This window comes from Chryseobacterium sp. A301, assembly GCF_054489425.1.
Window position 1 is genome coordinate 292,359 of record NZ_JBTMWY010000001.1, and the last position, 17,650, is coordinate 310,008.

Here is a 17,650-nt window from a genome sequence, read left to right on the forward strand (position 1 = left end):
TTTGTATTTTGCAAAAAAAATAAAATGAAGCTCAAAAGATTCCTGAAATGGTATACTTTAGTTCCCTTAGTCGCTACTTTATTTTATTTGAGTGGAGCACTAAACGGCGCCGCCATAATGAATGTGATAGGAGCGGCACTACTGTTTATTTGTGTTTTAGCGGCAGTACACCATGCCGAGGTAATCGCGCATAAAGTGGGAGAACCCTACGGAACCATCATTCTAGCCATCTGTATTACGATTTTGGAGGTGGGTCTTATCATCTCGTTTATGCTCTCGGGAGGTGATGGCGCACTCACTTATGCGAGAGACACTGTTTTTGCAGCGGTCATGCTAATACTAAATGGAATCTTGGGCGTGTGCATTTTGATTGGTGGATTTAAATTCAAAGAGCAGAATTTCATGCAAAGTTCCGCTACTACCTACCTAGTTAGTTTGGTCGCAATCGTTGTTCTTACTTTGATCCTTCCAAATTACACCTCGAGTGCGAGAGGTCCCTTTTATACGAACGCGCAACTTATTTTTGTATCCATCGCTTGTCTCGTTATTTATGGTACTTTTTTGATGGTACAAACGGTTCGTCACCGTAACTTTTTTATAGTGGAAGGGGAAGGCGAAGTTATTCATGAAGCGGATCCTCCGACAACGGGGACCACTCTTAGAAGTCTTGTTCTACTCTTAGTTTGCCTTGCCGTTGTGATTTTTATGGCCAAAGGATTGTCACCCGTGATTGAATCGTTTGTTCAATCCATTGGGGCGCCACATGCACTGGTCGGAGTAATTATTGCGGTCGTAGTATTGCTACCGGAATGCGTGGCGGCCATTCGTGCTGCGAAGAACAATCAAATACAGTCTTCTATTAACTTGGGACTAGGTTCTGCGCTAGCCAGTGTTGGGCTTACAATTCCTGCTGTTTCCGTTGTATGTATATTATACGATATTCCTTTCGTGCTCGGACTGGACCTCAAATCGATTATCCTTCTAGCTCTGTCGTTTTGCGTGGTGATGTTATCACTAAGTAGAGGAAAGACTAATATATTGTATGGAACCGTTTTGCTTGTGATTCTAGCTGCTTACGTGTTCACAGTAATCGTGCCTTAATCCTAGCGCAATTTTCTTGCAATTTCCATTTTATGGGCCATTAAACGAGCAATGTTAGTGGCTTTGTAGATGGCTTGATCTGCCATTTCACCCGCGAAGTGCTCATTAACGGTGTCAGTCCATAATTTTAACCAATGTTCAAAGTGGTCTTTTTCGATGGCCACAACCTCATTGATAGGGAAGTGTTTTGCCATTGGATTTCCTTTGTAGGAAGCCTGTCCGAAGAGTAAAGTTTCCCAAAAGCTATACATTTTAGGTAAGTGATATTCCCAATCAACTTTAGCAATGTCCGTGAAGAAATAACCAATGGTGGGATCCACAGCTACCTTTTTATAGAATGTATTGACGAGAAGTTCAATGTCTCCTCTGGTTTCTAGCTTGTTCATACTTGCAAAATTAGGCAATTGCAAGGAGATAGGAAATTTTGGTTATACGGAGGCAGACTAATTACAAAGAGCTAAAAGTGGAATCCCGCAAGAATGCCGTATTTTTGCAACTGTAGTTTACAGGATTACCATTTATTATGGATATAGAGCAAAATCGCAAGGCCGCACTTTTAAAATCAAAGGACCATAAAAAATTCTTGGAGGGACTTAAGCGCAAACCTCCCAAAGACTTGGATTCTCATGTTCAAGAAATTCACGAAAAGGTCTTTTCGAAGATAGATTGTCTAAGTTGTGCTAACTGTTGCAAGACCACAGGGCCACTTTTTACCTCTAAGGATGTCGAACGGATTTCAAAGCATCTGCGGATGAAAGCATCGGATTTTGAATCTAGGTATCTTCGTGTGGATGAGGATAAGGATATGGTTCTGCAAAATTTGCCTTGTCACTTTTTAGCAAGTGACAATACATGCTTGATTTATGACGTACGTCCAAAAGCGTGTCGTGAATTTCCACACACAGACCGAAAAAAGATCTACCAAATCAATTCTCTGACATTGCAAAATACTTTGATTTGTCCTGCAGCCTTTGCCGTTGTGGAAGAGCTCAAAGTGAAATACTCATCGGGTAAAGACAAATGAGCTTTGGTTTTCACAGACTTGTGATTTTCGATAGAAGTCTTATGTGATTCTCTACCCATGCGATCGAACGGCCAAGCCGATATTATTTCATTAAGAATATTCTTTGATTAGATCACGCTCTAATTGTGACCATTTTTGCAAGTGCATTCTCTTATTTCCATAAGAATTCTATACTTGTGGATGCTTTGTAAACCCTTGTCCCACCGCGCGATGCGGTTTTCTCTTGTCATCTGTTTTGGTATATATTTTCATTACATTTTCTTTGATGTAATTTTACTAAATTCTGAACACGCTTCCTTTTTCTCCTCTGTTTTTGTAATAATTTCAGAATATTGACATCCAATTGATAGCTACAAGAAAAAAGCAATTTCATTATCAGCCAATTTATTTAAAAATGAAAAATCATTATCAACAGATTGATCATCACCAAATATTCAAAAAATGACTTACAATTTTGATCAACTTTACCAAGAGTTTTCACCTAGAATTTACAAGCTATGTCTGAGCTATTCAGGTGATAGATTATTTGCAGATGACCTTCATCAAGAAACATGGATTGCTGTTTGGAACAGTTTACCAAAATTCCGAAACGAAAGCAAAATTGGAACTTGGATTTATAGAATCGCGATTAATACGTGTTTGGTTGGACTAAAAAAAGAAAAAAACAAAGATCAAAATTCCGAAATTATTCTTTCGAAATTAATGTACGAAGAAACTTATGATAACTCCAAAGAAATCAACCTTTTGTTTGAATGCATTAGTAAACTAAGAGAAAGCGAAAGAATTATTATCACTTTGGTTTTGGAAGAAAAACCGTACGAAGAAATTGCTGAAATTACAGGAATAACAGAAAATAATCTGCGCGTAAAAATCCATAGAATCAAAAAAGAACTTCACGAAATATATACCCATCATGGAAGAATTTAAAGAACTTGAAAATCTTTGGAATCAATCTGAAACAAAGATTCCAACAAAAAATACTAATATTTCAAAAATCAATAATAATCGTATGAAACTGAGAAAAACGTATTCAAAAGGCGCAATTTTGCTTTTGGTTACTGGGATTTTAATTTTGGGATTAATGACCACTTTCGATACCGAAATAAAGACTACTGCACTTATTTTCTCAATGGTTATGGTTTCGGTAATTTGTTTTCTACAGGCAATTTTAATGCTTTATACTGCTAAAAAAATTGGAGATATTGATGACAGCTCGACGCCCAGTTTTCATCTTCAACAATGGCAAGATTTCCGAATTTTTCAAAAAAAACAAAGACATTGGAATATGCCTATTTACTACGTTTTACTAAGCGCGACATTAGGAATTTATCTTTATGAAATATTGAAAGATGTGGATTTATGGAAGATCGTTTTGACCTTCTTAGTTACTTATTCTTGGATGTTATTTGCGTATTTTTATTTAGGTAAAAAAGAGATTAAAAAACAGGATGCAAAATTAGATAGCATCATTTCGGACCTGAGAAACCTTGAAAGCCAATTTCATTAGTTTGGCAATTCGATTCTCAATTGGGGTTAGTAGTTTGCATCACACAAGCTAAAGACACGCGAGTTTTAGGTTTATTCTTTAAAGTTGAATAAAGAAAGCAGATAAAAATTAAAAAGAGCGCCTCTATTGGGGCGCTCCTACTTTTTAATGGAATTTCACATATCGTACAATGCCTCCGCCTATACAACACCTTGGGCAAGCATCGCTTCTGCAACTTTTACAAAGCCTGCAATGTTCGCTCCCTTCACATAATTTACATATCCATTCTCTTCTTTTCCATAATCACGGCAAGCCTTATGGATCCCGATCATAATTTCTTTTAGTCTTGCATCGACCTCTTCTGAAGTCCAATTTAATCGAATTGAATTTTGAGTCATTTCTAACCCTGAGGTTGCAACTCCCCCTGCGTTAGAAGCTTTTCCTGGACTAAAGAGTATTTTGTTATCAACGAAATGGTTGATTGCCTCAAGCGTGGAAGGCATGTTTGCTGCCTCAGTAACACATAACACACCGTTGGAAACCAAAAGTTCGGCGTCTTCTAACAAAAGTTCATTCTGGGTGGCTGCAGGAATTGCAACATCGCATTTTACTTCCCAAGGACGTTTTCCCGCATGAAATACAGCGGAAGGAAATTGAGTAGAAAAGTCCTCTGCACGGTTCGTTCCTGAAGCTCTCATTGAGAGCATGAAATCTACTTTCTCTCCGGAAATTCCATCTTTATCGTAAATGTACCCATCCGGTCCTGAAATCGTAAGTACTTTTCCGCCTAATTCATTAATCTTTTTCACGACTCCCCATGCCACATTTCCAAATCCAGAAACAGCAAAGGTTTTCCCAGGAATTGTTTCGCCGATGGTTTTTAGCATCTGTTCACAAAAATAAACGACTCCATATCCAGTGGCTTCCGGTCTAATTAAGGAGCCTCCATAGGCTAGTCCTTTTCCCGTAAGTACTCCACTAAATTCATTTCTGATTTTCTTGTATTGTCCGAATAAGTATCCAATTTCTCTAGCTCCCACTCCAATGTCTCCTGCAGGAACGTCGGTTTCTGGGCCTATGTGTTTGCACATTTCCGTCATAAAGGCCTGGCAGAATCTCATGATTTCCATGTCGGTTTTGCCTTGTGGGTCAAAGTCCGCACCTCCCTTACCTCCTCCCATGGGAAGGGTTGTCAAAGAATTCTTAAAGACCTGTTCAAAGGCTAAGAATTTAAGTACGGAAAGATTTACAGTTGGGTGGAAACGAATTCCTCCTTTGTATGGGCCAATGGCAGAATTCATTTGAATTCGGTAGCCTCTGTTTACATGGATTTCTCCTTTGTCGTCCATCCATGGGACCCTGAAAATGATGATCCGCTCTGCTTCCGCCATGCGTTCCAAAAGCTTTTTGCCGCTATATTCCTTTCGGGTTTCGATAAAAGGTAGAACCGTGATGGCTACCTCTTTGACCGCCTGTAGGAATTCGGGTTCGTTCGGGTTTCTGGCTTCTATTCTCGCAATAAAGTCTTGGATTTTTTGCTCAATGTTAGGGTTCTCCATAATGATGAAAATTATAATAAACAAATTTAATTTTATTTTTAAACCTCACAAGCAATCAATTTCTATTTGCAAAAAATTCATTTAAATGAGGTTAAGCACTCGGTTTTGTGCGATTTTAGCCATCGGTTCCTTCTATTTATTTTGGTTTTTGCTGAAATTCGTGCAGAGTTAAAAATCGAAATCTGATACAAGAAGCCAATGTAAGCACCAAAATGTATTGCGAAAATCGCAATCTGAACCTGAATTTGAGTAAAACCTAAAATTTCCAGTCCGATTCAGAGCTTTTCGAATGAGTTCACTATTTTAATTGAATTCTTTCTTATCGCTTTCAGAAAAGTAGCCCAAAACGCTATTTGTTGCGAAGTTCTTCTAGCCTATCCCATACAGGGTCCTTCTTTTTTTGTGGCATTTCATTAAAGTCCTCTGGATGCTTTAGGATATATTCTTGCCAGAGACGATCGTCTTTCTCACTGTAATAATTAGGGTATTGCCATAAAAACTTCTTTTTTCGTTCGCCCGATCGTCTCATGAGGAATGCAAGAACGAGGCCCACGACCGCACCTGCTAAGTGAGATTGCCAAGAAACTCGGCTAGGAGCCTCTAGCTGCTGAAAATATTCCTCAGGAAATATTCCCCAAATAAGACTACCGTAATAAAATGCAACGGCAAGACTCACGGCCAATAATTTTAGATCCCAACGAAAAACTCCACTAAAGAAGAGAAAGAATGCGAGTAAATAGACAAGTCCACTCGCCCCAATAATGCAGGCGTAGCTTGAGCGCAATCCTGTATAAAAATCAACTGGGGGCAAGAGCCATACCACGAGACCTGTCGTAATCCATCCAATAAGCAGCGTGCGGTGTGCAATTTTTGGGTAAAATTGATAGAGTAAAAAGGTGAGAATTAGAATGGGAAAAGAGTTGCTCAATAAGTGGTCCAAGCTTCCGTGTAGCAAAGGACTAAGGAAAACTCCCTTTAAGCCTTCAGGCAATAGAGGGATAATTGCACCAAAACAATCTGGCACTAGATTTAAATATTGTAATAAATACCCCACCCACATCCCAAGGAGCAGTAACACTGGGAACACCAATGCATCGATTTGAAGGGGAGAGTTATTTTGCATGAAGCGATAGAGTCAAAAAGAGTGCTAAATTTATTTCCTGACTAATTTACGACTAAAAATCAGTTCAATTTCTTTAAAATTGAGACAAAAAGGCAATATTTTTTATTTTTCTTAAGATTTTCAATAAATTGCAAGCTCAAAGTATATAATTTCTAACAACCGTACCCTTGAAGCGAATAGTTTTATTGGTGATTCTTTTCACTACCACAGGTTTTCATGCACAACGCACAGAAACACAGAAGAAATTGGATTCCATTTCCCACTCAAACTGGCTAAAGATGCAACCGAATTTAGATTCTCTCGCCAATCCCGTGTTGGAGGGCATCGAGGTCATTGAAACCGATACTCTGGTCATTCGTGATGAGATTATCATTCCTCAAGTTTCCACAGAAATTCCAATGACTCCCTTTAATTTGATTAATTATGAGCAGGAAAAACGTTGGTTCTTCTTTGGGCAAAACAATTTGCACTTTAACCAAGCCTCTTTTTCAAATTGGAATTCAGGAGGGAATAACAACATGGGAGTTCTTGGAAAAGTGAATTATAATCTCAGTTATAAAAACAACCGACATTATTTGGAGAATTTATTTTCCTTTGGTTTTGGATTTGTGGCAACGGACGGACAAAGTACTCGCAAGACGGAAGACTTCATCAACATTGCCTCCAACTACGGATATGAATTAGGACGGAACTACTACCTTTCTGCAGGGTATCAATTGCTTTCTCAATTTACACCAGGGTATAATTATTCTGCTACACCGGATCCAAATTACGAAGATCGAATCTCTCGCTTCATGGCACCAGGCTATTTAAACCTAGGGATCGGGCTCTCGTATAACCCCAGTGAAAATTTCCAAGTAATAGTTAGACCCATCAATGGCAAGTTTACGTTCGTTCTGGATCCTGATTTGCAAGTGGCCGGAAAATACGGTTTAGAGGAAGACGGCCAGAGTGTACGTAGTGAGCTTGGTACCAACGTCAACTTCCTATATCGACTTAAGATTTACAAGGATATATACCTAAACAACCAACTGAATTTCTTTGCCAATTATCTTAGTCATTTTGAGAGGGTCGATGTGAATTATTCGGGAGTACTAAACCTAAAGTTCAATCAATTCGTTTCCGCCATTGTAGGACTTGATATCCTTTACGACCATGACCAAATTCAAAAAACCCAGCTTAAACAAACCTTGGGAATTGGATTCACATACAGTCTGGGAGAGAAAGGAGTTCCAAAGAACACAAGCAAAAAACAGATTAAGCCTTTTCTCAATTAGGAAAGAGCTTTACATAAATCGATCCCCCTTTTTCAGATTTTTCAGGTCTTGAACATAGTCTTTGATTAACTGATCGTGGTCTCGAGGACAAATAAGTAGGGCTTTGTCGGTGTCTACCACAATGTAATTTTTTAGTCCGTCAATGATGGCCGCTTTGTTTTTGCTTTTTAGGCGTACCACATTTCCTTTGGAGTTGTAGCTTAAGATATTCTTCGAATTCACAGCATTGTTTTGATCGTCCTTTATTGCATTTTGGTAGACGGACGTCCATGTACCCAGATCACTCCATCCGAGATCGGCAGGGATCACATGCACATTTTGTGCTTTTTCTAAAATTCCATTGTCAATGGAGATTTTTGTCAGTTTTGGATAAATCTCTTCAATGCAGTGTTCCTCCTTTTGTGAATTGTACTCACAATAATTGAACTGCTGAACCATCTCAGGTAGATACTTTTCAAAGGCATTGATAATAGATTTGACGCTCCAAATAAAGATTCCCGCATTCCATAGAAAATCACCGCTTTCTAGAAAGGCTTTTGCAATTTCCAAATTGGGTTTTTCTGTGAAAGTTTTTACTTTGAAAATCGATTTATTTTCTTCGCTTAGGTATTGAATATACCCATAACCTGTATCGGGCCTCGTAGGCTTAATTCCTAAGGTTATGAGGTAATCGTTCTGCTCCACTAGGGAAAGAGCCAGATTGATTTTTTCTTGGAAACGAGCTTCCTTTAAGATTAGGTGATCCGCTGGAAGTACTACAAGTTTTGCCTCCGGATTGATCTCTGAAATTTTGTTAGCCATGTAAAGATTACACGCTGCGGTATTTTTCATCATAGGCTCTCCCACAATATGCTCGGGGTTAATCTCCGGCAATTGAGAGTAGGTGAGCTCTAGGTATTCCTTACTGGTGACAACAAATATGTTTTCCGCAGGAAATAGTTCACTAATTCGGTCATAGGTCTGTTGAATCATAGTGCGACCTGTTCCTAAAATGTCTTGAAATTGTTTTGGATATTTGGTTGTACTCATAGGCCAGAATCGACTTCCGATTCCTCCTGCCATAATCACGCAGTACAAGTTTGACTTATTCATGTATTTTTAATTTTTCCACCTTGGCTAAGGCGCTGAAATTATAGAGTCGTCCCGTACCAAGTTGTTCACAAAGATAATTCTTTTTCATCTTCTTCTTAAGTAGGTAGGTCTGGCCTTTAAATTCAAACTGATCTTGAGGCTGAAGGTTTTCAATATACGTTTTTGTACTGGTGGGATCCGGGGTTTCAAAATACTTCACTAGATCGGGTGAAGCCATGAAATTTGCTTTCGGACTCCTTGAGAAGGGAAGGAGAATGCGCTGAAGATCGAGAGGGTAGAGATCAATGGATTCCAAAATCATTTGACCAAAAGTGATTTTCCATTCGATGCCGTGGGGTGCGATGCGTCGAGAATAACGTTCAAAAGCGAGCAAGTGTGCAATTTCATGAGTGAGGACCAGAAAAAAGAGGTTAGGCTCTAGGTTCCCATTGATGGAAATTTGATGTTGTCCATTTTGAACCTTACGGTAATCTCCTAATTTTGTTAATCGTTTTTTTGTAACTGTGAGGAGAAGAGGATATCCGTCTACCCATTTTTGTAGAATGGGAATGGCTCCTGAAGGAAGTCTGGGTTGTAAAGGAACAAGCGACATTTCTTATTGTTTCGTTTTGACAAATTTAGGAATTGTTTTGCAGTCTCTAAATCTTTGTTTGAAACGGCATAAGTGCGGGCTGTAGTTCTCTAATTCAAATTGGATTAAAGAACTACAGCCAGTCTTAAGAAAATAAGGTTTTATGGAACCTTCAAAGTTTGAAAATTGTCGAACTTAAAGGGTGATAGGAATCCCTTGGTAGAAATTCAGAAGTTTAAGGCTAAATAAGTAATTGTATTTGGCCTGAGCTACTGATCCTTTTGCATTAGCACTGCTGTTTCTTGCGTTGTTCAGATCGTATATGGTGCTTTTCCCCGCTTCATAGCTTTTTTCTGCAAAATCCAAAGCCAGTGTAGAGCTTCTTTCCGCTTCCAAGGCTGCAAGGTAACTTTCATAATTGCTTTCTGCATCAAATTGAGCAAGTTGCACATTTTGTTTTACCGTTTGCTTTTGTTGTAAAAGCGTGTTTTGAGCAATGCTTTCGTTGATTTTAGCTTGTTCTACTTGCAATTTGGTAATCCCTTTGTTAAAGATTGGGATGTTTGCACTAAGACCAATCTGTTGTCCAAAGTTCTCTGAATATTGCTTAAAGAAGCTCGTATCTCTTCCTTGGTTTAACTGATTGAAATAGAAGCTACCCACACCTGCACTTAGACTTACGGTAGGATAGAATGCGGTTTTGGTTATTTCGGTTTGTTCCTCCGCGGCCTGGATTCTGTACTGAGCTGCTTTGATCTCAGGTTGGTTTTCATAGGCCGTTTCAACAATCGTCTCTCCTGCAATCAAAGGAGCATTTAAATCGCTGTCTAAAATCACATTCTCAATGTCAAAATCTTTATAGTTTTCTAACTGTAGGAGCTGAGCCAGATTAAATAACCCGCGATCTACGTTTACTTCGGCAGTAATTACATTTTGCTTTTCCCTTGCCATGGAAGCTTGGGCTTCGGCAAGAACAATTTGCGCCGTCGTACCGACCTCCGTGGTTATTTTTGCGCGCTCAAACAAGTACCTCGCGTTTTCAAGTGCACTTTGGCTAATGGCTACAATTTCCTTGTTTAGAAGGATGGTTAAGTATTGCTCTGCGATTTGCAAAGAGATGTTGTTCTTAATGGTTTCTACATCGTACCGACTAGCATCGAGTTCATAGGAAGCTTTCTGCACAGCTTTCTCGAGTCGATTGTGATTGTACAAAAGAACATCAGCACTAAGGTTCGCACTGTTATTGAAGTTGTCATTTCTCTGCACTAAATTTACATAACGTTGCTGACCAAAACTAAGATTGTTTGATAGCGAACCCGAAACACCGGGAAGCTTTTGCTTTTTGGTGGTTTCTAAAGTAAGTGCCTGAATATCTTGGTTGTATTGGTTGCTGAGTACTTGCAGATTATTCTCCAAGGCATAAGTGACGCACTCTTGTAGAGACCATTTTTTTTGGCCAAAACTATAGGTTGCGATAAGGGCCATGGTGGCGAGGAGCAGTTTTCTCATGTTTGCTTTTATACAAATTAGACGCATAGTTCTTTTTTTTGTTACAAATTTCATTTAAGGATTTCATTAGACTTAAAAATTTTCTATTTTTGTTACCTATGGCAACGAAGGCTTTATTCAATTCTTTAGTGAACTGGTTCATTAAACAAAGAATTGATAACATTCAAAATTTCATAAAGGATCCCATTGAAACTCAAAGTGGAGTTTTGTTTTCTCAGTTGTATTTGGCTGAGGACACAGTCTATGGAAAAGAGTATGGATTTAACCGGATTGGAAGTATTGAGGATTTTCAAAAACGAGTTCCAATTGTATCCTATGAAGAAATAGAGCCCTATATTGAACGAGCCAGAAGAGGAGAAAAGAATGTGCTGTGGCCAGGCGGTGTAAGGCATTTTGCCAAGTCTTCTGGGACCACCAATGCAAAGAGTAAATACATCCCGATTACGGAGGAAAGTTTAGAGCATTGCCATTTTAAAGCAGGAAAGGATTTGATTTCAATTTATGCAAACAACCATCCTGAAAATCAACTCTTTTCCAACAAGAATCTAAAACTAGGAGGAAGTGCCGAGCGATACGAAGATTTTAACTCGAAGTACGGAGATCTTTCTGCCATATTAATTGAGAATTTACCCATGTGGGTGGACATCACCACTGTACCGAGTCGAAAGGTTTCGTTAATGTCCGAATGGGAAACGAAATTGGAAGCGATAATTTCGGAAGTTAAACACCAAGATGTGGGAAGCCTCACAGGGGTGCCTAGTTGGATGATGGTGCTTCTAAAACGAATTTTGAAAGAAACGGGCGCACAAAACATGGCAGAGCTATGGCCCAACTTGGAAGTCTTTTTTCACGGAGGAATTAGTTTTAAACCGTATCGTGAGCAGTACAATCAGATTGTTGGACGCCAAGTGAATTACTACGAAATATACAATGCGTCCGAAGGGTTTTTTGCCATTCAAGATCGTCCCAATAGCGATGAAATGCTCCTTATGCTCGATTACGGTATATTCTATGAGTTTATTCCCATGGAGGAGTTTGGAAAACCAGATCCGGTGGTGCTAACCCTTCCTCAGGTCGAGATTGGAAAGAATTATGCATTAGTGATTTCAACCAATGGGGGACTTTGGCGCTATTTAATTGGCGATACAGTACGATTCACCTCTTTAAGTCCATTTCGAATCCAAGTTTCGGGAAGAACCAAGCATTATATCAATGCCTTTGGGGAAGAGCTAATGATCGATAACGTGGAGACGGCATTAAGCCGAGTTTGCGAGGCTTGTGGAGCCCAAGTGAAGGAATTCACTGGAGCGCCCATTTACATGACAGATCAGGGATCAGGAGCCCATGAATGGATTATTGAATTTGCAGTAAAACCAACAGATCTGTCTTACTTCACAGACTATTTTGATAAACAATTGCAGTCGTTAAATTCAGATTATGAAGCGAAGCGGTACAAAGACATTACCTTAAAAGCTCCCGTTGTTCACGTAGCAAAGGAGGGACTCTTTTATGAGTGGATGTCCAACCGCGGCAAATTGGGAGGACAGAACAAAGTGCCTCGTTTAAGTAATGAGAGAGAGTATATGGAAACCTTACTAGAACTCAACGTGTAATTTCTTATAAAACAAACCTAACAAAAAGGGCGACTTTGATCATTCAAAGTCGCCCTTTTTTAATTTATAGTATGAATTACTTGTTGTAAAGTTCTTCTACTTTGTCCCAATTGATCACATTGAAGAATGCAGATACATAATCAGGTCTCTTGTTTTGGTAGTTAAGGTAATACGCATGTTCCCAAACGTCTAATCCTAACACAGGCGTCCCTTTGCAGTCGGCTTGTGGCATTAAAGGATTGTCTTGGTTCGGAGTAGAGCACACTTGAAGTGAACCGTCCTCTTTTTTGCATACCCATGCCCAACCTGATCCGAATCTAGTTTTTGCAGCTTCTGAAAAATCGGTTTTTAATTTTTCAAATCCACCGTACGCTTCGATTTGACTTTTTACGTTTCCAACAGGCTCACTACTTCCTCCAGGAGTAAGAACTTCCCAGAATAAGGAGTGGTTAAAATGACCACCTCCGTTATTTCTAACAGCGGTTTTATCAGATCCTGACATGCATACTTCCTCAATTGTCTTTCCTTCCAAGTCAGTTCCGGCAATGGCTTTGTTTAAATTGTCCACATACCCTTGGTGGTGTTTCGTATAGTGAATTTCCATTGTTTTTGCATCAATGGTAGGTTCTAAAGCGTCGTAAGCATAGCTTAATTTTGGTAACTCGAATGACATAATTGTATTTTTTAGTTAATGGTCTAATTTAAGCAAAAATTATGCAGATCCCTAATCTATGCTATGGTTTTAATAAATCTTTAACATCGAAAAGATGGATAATGACAGTCAGATTGATGGCCTTATTTAGTCTTAACGATTCATTGACATTAAGAACTCTTCGTTCGATAAGGTGCCTTTGATGTTCTTTTCAACAAAGTCCATCGCTTCTAGAGGGTTCATATCAGACAAGTATTTTCGTAAAATCCACATACGCTGAGTGGTGGTTTCTGATAAGAGTAAATCGTCCTTTCTCGTACTAGAGGATACCAAATCAATGGCGGGGTAAATTCTCTTGTTCGCAATTTTACGATCCAGTTGCAGTTCCATATTCCCTGTTCCTTTGAATTCTTCAAAAATAACCTCGTCCATTTTTGAACCAGTATCAATAAGTGCCGTTGCAATGATGGTTAACGAACCGCCTCCCTCAATGTTTCTAGCAGCTCCGAAGAATCGTTTAGGTTTGTGAAGAGCGTTGGCATCCACACCACCAGAGAGAACTTTACCTGAAGCAGGTGTGACGGTATTGTATGCTCTTGCAAGCCTTGTAATAGAGTCTAAAAGAATTACAACATCATGCCCGCATTCCACTAGTCTTTGTGCTTTTGCAAGAACAAGGTTGGCTACTTTCACGTGTTTGTCTGCGGCTTCGTCAAAGGTAGAGGCAATCACTTCCGCATTGACGCTACGCTCCATATCCGTCACTTCTTCAGGACGCTCATCAATTAAAAGAACCATCATGTAGGCTTCCGGGTGATTTGCTGAAATTGCATTTGCAATGTCCTTTAAAAGCATGGTTTTACCGGTTTTAGGTTGTGCGACAATCATCGCTCTTTGGCCTTTTCCGATCGGGGCAAAAAGGTCTACAATTCGAGTAGATATGGTAGATCCTTTTCCCGCCAAGTTGAATTTTTCTTCTGGAAATAAAGGAGTTAAATATTCAAAAGCAACACGGTCTTTGATGAAATCTAGATCTCTACCGTTCACTTCTAAAGGCTTTTTCAAAGAGAAATACTTTTCTCCTTCCTTAGGAAGTCTAACAATCCCTTTCACCGTATCTCCCGTTTTTAAACCGTAATTACGAATTTGAGTCGTAGATACGTAAACATCGTCTGGAGAAGAAATATAGGAGAAATCTGAAGAGCGAAGGAATCCGTAGTTGTCTGGAAGAATCTCAAGAACTCCTTCAATGGTAACGAGTCCATCGAAATTAAATTCTTTTTTAGATTCCGCTGGTTCCTGCGTTCCTTTGTTGGAATGGTTATTATTATTGTTGTTGTTGTTGTTGTTGTTGTTGTTGTTGTTGTTGTTGTTGGCTCTTTGAGAATTTCCTGAGTGAGCCGGTCTTTTCTGACCTTGTGGAGTAGCAGAGTTTTGTGGTCTTCTCTCTCTAGCTNGTTGTTGTTGTTGTTGTTGTTGTTGTTGGCTCTTTGAGAATTTCCTGAGTGAGCCGGTCTTTTCTGACCTTGTGGAGTAGCAGAGTTTTGTGGTCTTCTCTCTCTAGCTTCTTCCTGGTTTTGTGAAGTTTCAGTCTTCACAAGGTTAGGTTTTTCCGTAGGTGTCGCCATCTCGGTTTCCTTTGCCGTTTCTCCCTCGATTGCTGGTTCAGCGGAAGAAGGGTTCACTTCTTCTGTCTTACGCTTTGCTTTGGGTTGATTAGCCGGTTTTCTTACCGGCTTGTTTTGCTTTGCGGCGGGAATTTCTTTCGCCTCTACCTCAGACTTTTCGTCTAAGATGGCTACAGCCTCTTGAGAGGTCTCTTCGACTTGGGTTGGTTTTTTCACGGCCGGTGCCTTTTTCGCTGTTCTTGCCGGTGCCTTCTTTGCAACGGGTTTATCAGCTACGGTTTGGGTCGTATCGCTAGGTTCTTTCGCAGGTTGCGAAGGGGTGGTAGAAGTGTAATAGTCTTTTGCAATTTTAGGATTAGAAGCCTGGAAGTCAAGTATTGCAAATATTTTGTCGTTTTCGGTTGCAGCTTTCGCAATTTTAATACCGAATTCTTTTAGTATAAGTGCCAATTCCGAGTCGGATTTTGACCTTAACATTTCAATGTTGAACATAAAGTGTTGAGTAAAATGTGTTTGTAAGTGGGTTTGTGTATAAAAGAATAAAGCCAGGATGGCTTAGAAATAGAATCAATTATTGTGCAAATCTACATTTTTTTTTAAAAAATGCAAAAAAAATTACTATTTTTGCCATATGTTACAGCGAATTCAATCGGTTTGGATGTTACTCTCCGTACTTGGCAGCGTGTTTTTATACGTAACTAGCCAAGATTTGAATACTTTATTATTTGAGGGGTTTGTTAGTGGGGCTGCCATCGTGCTAGTTCTTCTAGGAGCATTTTCAATCTTTAATTTTAAGTCGAGATTAAGACAATTGCTGCTGAATTATATCAGCATCATTATAAACGTTTTGTTGATCGGTGTACTTGTGTACGGTTTACTCAATTTATCTGGAGGAATGTCATTTCCTGAGAAAGGTATTGAGCCTATTTTCCCTTTACTGAGTTTAATTTGTTTGCTTATTGCAAACCATTACATACGTAAAGACGAGAAGCTCGTAAAATCTGTAGATCGACTTAGGTAGCCAAACAACGATTTTTTTTAGAGTGTAAGAAACTGTCTCCAATGCGGAGGCAGTTTTTTCTTTGCAATTTGCGGGGACTTTCGCCTTTTTCTTTGTGAGGAACTAAACTCCTTAGAATTGTGTATTTTTGTAGCTTAATTTCAAGTATGAAGCCACTCCAAAGAATCTTGTATTTCGCAGGTCCGCATAAGCGTTTTCTATACCTAAGTATCTTCTTTAACATCCTTTATTCAGTTCTGAATATTTTTTCGGTGGCCACGATGCTTCCTATTTTAGGTCTTATGTTTGGCACAATGGACCGTGTGGATGTGAGTACAAAGCCCGTATACAACGGAGAATTTGGAGATTATTTCAGTTATTTAAAAGATATAGCGTATTACCATATTCAAGTGCAGATCGACCAAAACGGAGCCGTCCAAGTACTAGCCATTCTTTGCGCCGTGACAGCATTTGCATTTTTGCTTCGTAATATTTTCCGCTACTTAGGGGCTTTTTTGCTGGTGAATTATAGGGTAGGGATCACGAAAGATTTGCGCTCAGCAATGTATCGTAAATTTTTGAAGCTTCCAGTTTCTTTCTTTACGGAGAAAAGGAAAGGGGATATGATGTCGCGAATTTCGAATGACATTGGAGCTGTAGAGAGTGGAGTGATGGGTAGTTTAGTGGACGTGGTGAACGCTCCTTTTATGATCATTACTTCCCTTATCACTTTGTTCTTACTTTCTCCCAATTTGACACTGTTTTCCCTTTTGGTCTTTCCAATTATGGGTTGGATTATCTCTAGTGTGGGCAAAAGTTTGAAAAGGAAGGCGACCGCAGCCCAAGAAGAGTTGGGAAATTTGTTTTCTTTGGTCGATGAGACGCTCAAATCCTCCAAAGTGATTAAAATTTTCAACGCAGATAAAATTTTAAATCGACGCTTTGATAAAACGACACTCAACTGGCAGACGCATACCATTGGAATGAGTCGAAGAAGAGAACTTGCCTCGCCTATGAGTGAATTTTTAGGCTCAGTAACCATCTTACTTATTACCTGGTTTGCAGGGTATCAAATTCTAAATCAAGACTCAATGGATCCGGAAACATTTTTGGTTTTCATTGCGATTTTTTTCCAAATTTTAGAACCTGCTAAGAAGCTTTCAAATGCGTATTCTAACATCCAAGGGGGGATGGCCAGTTTGGACCGAGTCTCGGAAGTTCTCGATTACGATTTGAGAGTAGAAGAGTCTGTGAATGCACAACCTATTGAGGAGTTGAAAGACAAAATTGAGTTTCAAAATGTATCCTTTTATTACGATTCAATTCATCCCATCTTGGAAGACTTTAACTTGGTTTTAGAAAAAGGGAGTACCGTAGCCCTTGTGGGGCAGTCTGGAAGCGGTAAAACGACCGTTGCCAATTTGCTTGCTCGTTTCTACGACGTGCAGGAAGGCTCTATTCTAGTGGATGGAGTGAATGTAAAGGAACTTCAGTTAGAACCCTTCCGCAACTTGCTAGGAATGGTTACTCAAGAATCGGTTCTTTTTAATGATAGCGTTTACAATAATATTCTAATGGGAAAACCGGAAGCAAGTGAGCAGGAAGTTATTGCGGCGGCAAAAATTGCCAATGCGGATTCTTTCATTACTCAATTTGCCGAAGGCTATCAAACCAATATTGGAGACGACGGATCGAAACTCTCTGGAGGGCAAAAGCAAAGAGTATCCATTGCGAGGGCAGTACTTAAAAATCCGCCGATTATGATTCTTGATGAGGCAACCAGTGCACTGGATACCGAAAGTGAGCGTATGGTTCAAGATGCTTTAGACAAAATGATGGAGAACAGAACCTCGCTTATTATTGCCCATCGACTTTCCACCATCCAAAAAGCAGACTCTATTGTGGTAATGGAAAAGGGCAGAATTGTGGAGACAGGGACTCACCAGGAATTACTAGAAAGGAAAGGGGTTTATTACAAACTGGTAGAATTGCAGAATTTTACAAGTTAAAAAATC

At 39.4% G+C, this 17,650-nt stretch carries 15 protein-coding genes and 1 pseudogene; 8 read left to right on the top strand and 8 right to left on the bottom strand.

The window, feature by feature from the left end; genetic code table 11:
- Positions 1 to 24 precede the first annotated feature (24 nt).
- Positions 25 to 1,101: a calcium:cation antiporter gene (locus ACX3PU_RS01375; protein ID WP_459083056.1), complete on the top strand. Its 1,077-nt coding sequence runs from the start codon at positions 25 to 27 to the stop codon at positions 1,099 to 1,101.
- Between the two features lie 2 nt (positions 1,102 to 1,103).
- Here the strand turns inward: ACX3PU_RS01375 and ACX3PU_RS01380 are convergent, their stop codons facing one another.
- Complete coding sequence (locus ACX3PU_RS01380) at positions 1,104 to 1,487, bottom strand: group III truncated hemoglobin (RefSeq protein ID WP_459083058.1); 384 nt, start codon at positions 1,485 to 1,487, stop codon at positions 1,104 to 1,106.
- A 137-nt stretch (positions 1,488 to 1,624) separates the two neighbouring features.
- On the opposite strand from ACX3PU_RS01380, the gene ACX3PU_RS01385 reads away from it, so the two are divergent.
- The 3 genes from ACX3PU_RS01385 (at position 1,625) to ACX3PU_RS01395 (ending at position 3,632) form a co-directional block, all read left to right on the top strand.
- Entirely contained in the window at positions 1,625 to 2,125 is a 501-nt protein-coding gene (locus ACX3PU_RS01385; RefSeq protein WP_459083060.1) for a YkgJ family cysteine cluster protein, read from the top strand.
- Between the two features lie 441 nt (positions 2,126 to 2,566).
- Positions 2,567 to 3,052, top strand: coding sequence for an RNA polymerase sigma factor (locus ACX3PU_RS01390; protein WP_459083062.1), 486 nt, complete (start codon positions 2,567 to 2,569; stop codon positions 3,050 to 3,052).
- On the top strand, positions 3,039 to 3,632 hold the full coding sequence (locus ACX3PU_RS01395) for a hypothetical protein (protein WP_459083064.1): 594 nt from the start codon (positions 3,039 to 3,041) through the stop codon (positions 3,630 to 3,632). The genes ACX3PU_RS01390 and ACX3PU_RS01395 overlap by 14 nt, the downstream gene beginning before the upstream one ends.
- A 179-nt stretch (positions 3,633 to 3,811) precedes the next feature.
- On the opposite strand, the gene gdhA is transcribed toward ACX3PU_RS01395, so the two are convergent.
- Together gdhA and ACX3PU_RS01405 are read right to left on the bottom strand one after the other, a co-directional pair.
- Positions 3,812 to 5,170: an NADP-specific glutamate dehydrogenase gene (gdhA, locus tag ACX3PU_RS01400; RefSeq protein ID WP_459083066.1), complete on the bottom strand. Its 1,359-nt coding sequence runs from the start codon at positions 5,168 to 5,170 to the stop codon at positions 3,812 to 3,814.
- Between the two features lie 349 nt (positions 5,171 to 5,519).
- Positions 5,520 to 6,293 carry a rhomboid family intramembrane serine protease gene (locus ACX3PU_RS01405; RefSeq protein WP_459083068.1) on the bottom strand — a complete coding sequence of 258 codons (774 nt, stop codon included), beginning with the start codon at positions 6,291 to 6,293 and terminating at the stop codon, positions 5,520 to 5,522.
- Between the two features lie 167 nt (positions 6,294 to 6,460).
- Between ACX3PU_RS01405 and ACX3PU_RS01410 the strand changes: the two genes are divergently transcribed.
- The gene (locus tag ACX3PU_RS01410; RefSeq protein WP_459083070.1) at positions 6,461 to 7,570 is read left to right on the top strand and encodes a DUF3078 domain-containing protein; all 1,110 of its coding nucleotides are present in this window, start codon (positions 6,461 to 6,463) and stop codon (positions 7,568 to 7,570) included.
- Positions 7,571 to 7,579: 9 nt separating this feature from the next.
- On the opposite strand, the gene ACX3PU_RS01415 is transcribed toward ACX3PU_RS01410, so the two are convergent.
- The 3 genes from ACX3PU_RS01415 to ACX3PU_RS01425 form a co-directional block, all read right to left on the bottom strand.
- Entirely contained in the window at positions 7,580 to 8,662 is a 1,083-nt protein-coding gene (locus tag ACX3PU_RS01415; RefSeq protein WP_459083072.1) for a mannose-1-phosphate guanylyltransferase, read from the bottom strand.
- Entirely contained in the window at positions 8,655 to 9,254 is a 600-nt protein-coding gene (locus ACX3PU_RS01420; RefSeq protein WP_459083074.1) for a SprT-like domain-containing protein, read from the bottom strand. The genes ACX3PU_RS01415 and ACX3PU_RS01420 overlap by 8 nt, the downstream gene beginning before the upstream one ends.
- A 174-nt stretch (positions 9,255 to 9,428) precedes the next feature.
- Positions 9,429 to 10,742, bottom strand: a complete 1,314-nt coding sequence (locus ACX3PU_RS01425; protein ID WP_459083076.1) for a TolC family protein — start codon at positions 10,740 to 10,742, stop codon at positions 9,429 to 9,431.
- A 98-nt stretch (positions 10,743 to 10,840) separates the two neighbouring features.
- On the opposite strand from ACX3PU_RS01425, the gene ACX3PU_RS01430 reads away from it, so the two are divergent.
- A complete protein-coding gene (locus ACX3PU_RS01430) occupies positions 10,841 to 12,355 on the top strand; it encodes a GH3 auxin-responsive promoter family protein (RefSeq protein ID WP_459083078.1) in 1,515 nt (504 codons plus the stop codon).
- Between the two features lie 76 nt (positions 12,356 to 12,431).
- Here the strand turns inward: ACX3PU_RS01430 and ACX3PU_RS01435 are convergent, their stop codons facing one another.
- Positions 12,432 to 13,028: a superoxide dismutase gene (locus ACX3PU_RS01435; RefSeq protein ID WP_459083080.1), complete on the bottom strand. Its 597-nt coding sequence runs from the start codon at positions 13,026 to 13,028 to the stop codon at positions 12,432 to 12,434.
- Between the two features lie 132 nt (positions 13,029 to 13,160).
- Positions 13,161 to 14,297 (bottom strand): annotated as a pseudogene (rho, locus tag ACX3PU_RS01440) (transcription termination factor Rho); the annotation flags it as partial.
- Between the two features lie 969 nt (positions 14,298 to 15,266).
- Between rho and ACX3PU_RS01445 the strand changes: the two are divergent.
- Both ACX3PU_RS01445 and ACX3PU_RS01450 read left to right on the top strand, forming a co-directional pair.
- Positions 15,267 to 15,656 carry a DUF4293 family protein gene (locus ACX3PU_RS01445; RefSeq protein ID WP_459083082.1) on the top strand — a complete coding sequence of 130 codons (390 nt, stop codon included), beginning with the start codon at positions 15,267 to 15,269 and terminating at the stop codon, positions 15,654 to 15,656.
- Between the two features lie 146 nt (positions 15,657 to 15,802).
- Positions 15,803 to 17,644 (top strand): ABC transporter ATP-binding protein, encoded by a 1,842-nt coding sequence (locus ACX3PU_RS01450; RefSeq protein WP_459083084.1) that lies wholly within the window; start codon positions 15,803 to 15,805, stop codon positions 17,642 to 17,644.
- The last annotated feature ends 6 nt before the right edge of the window (positions 17,645 to 17,650 follow it).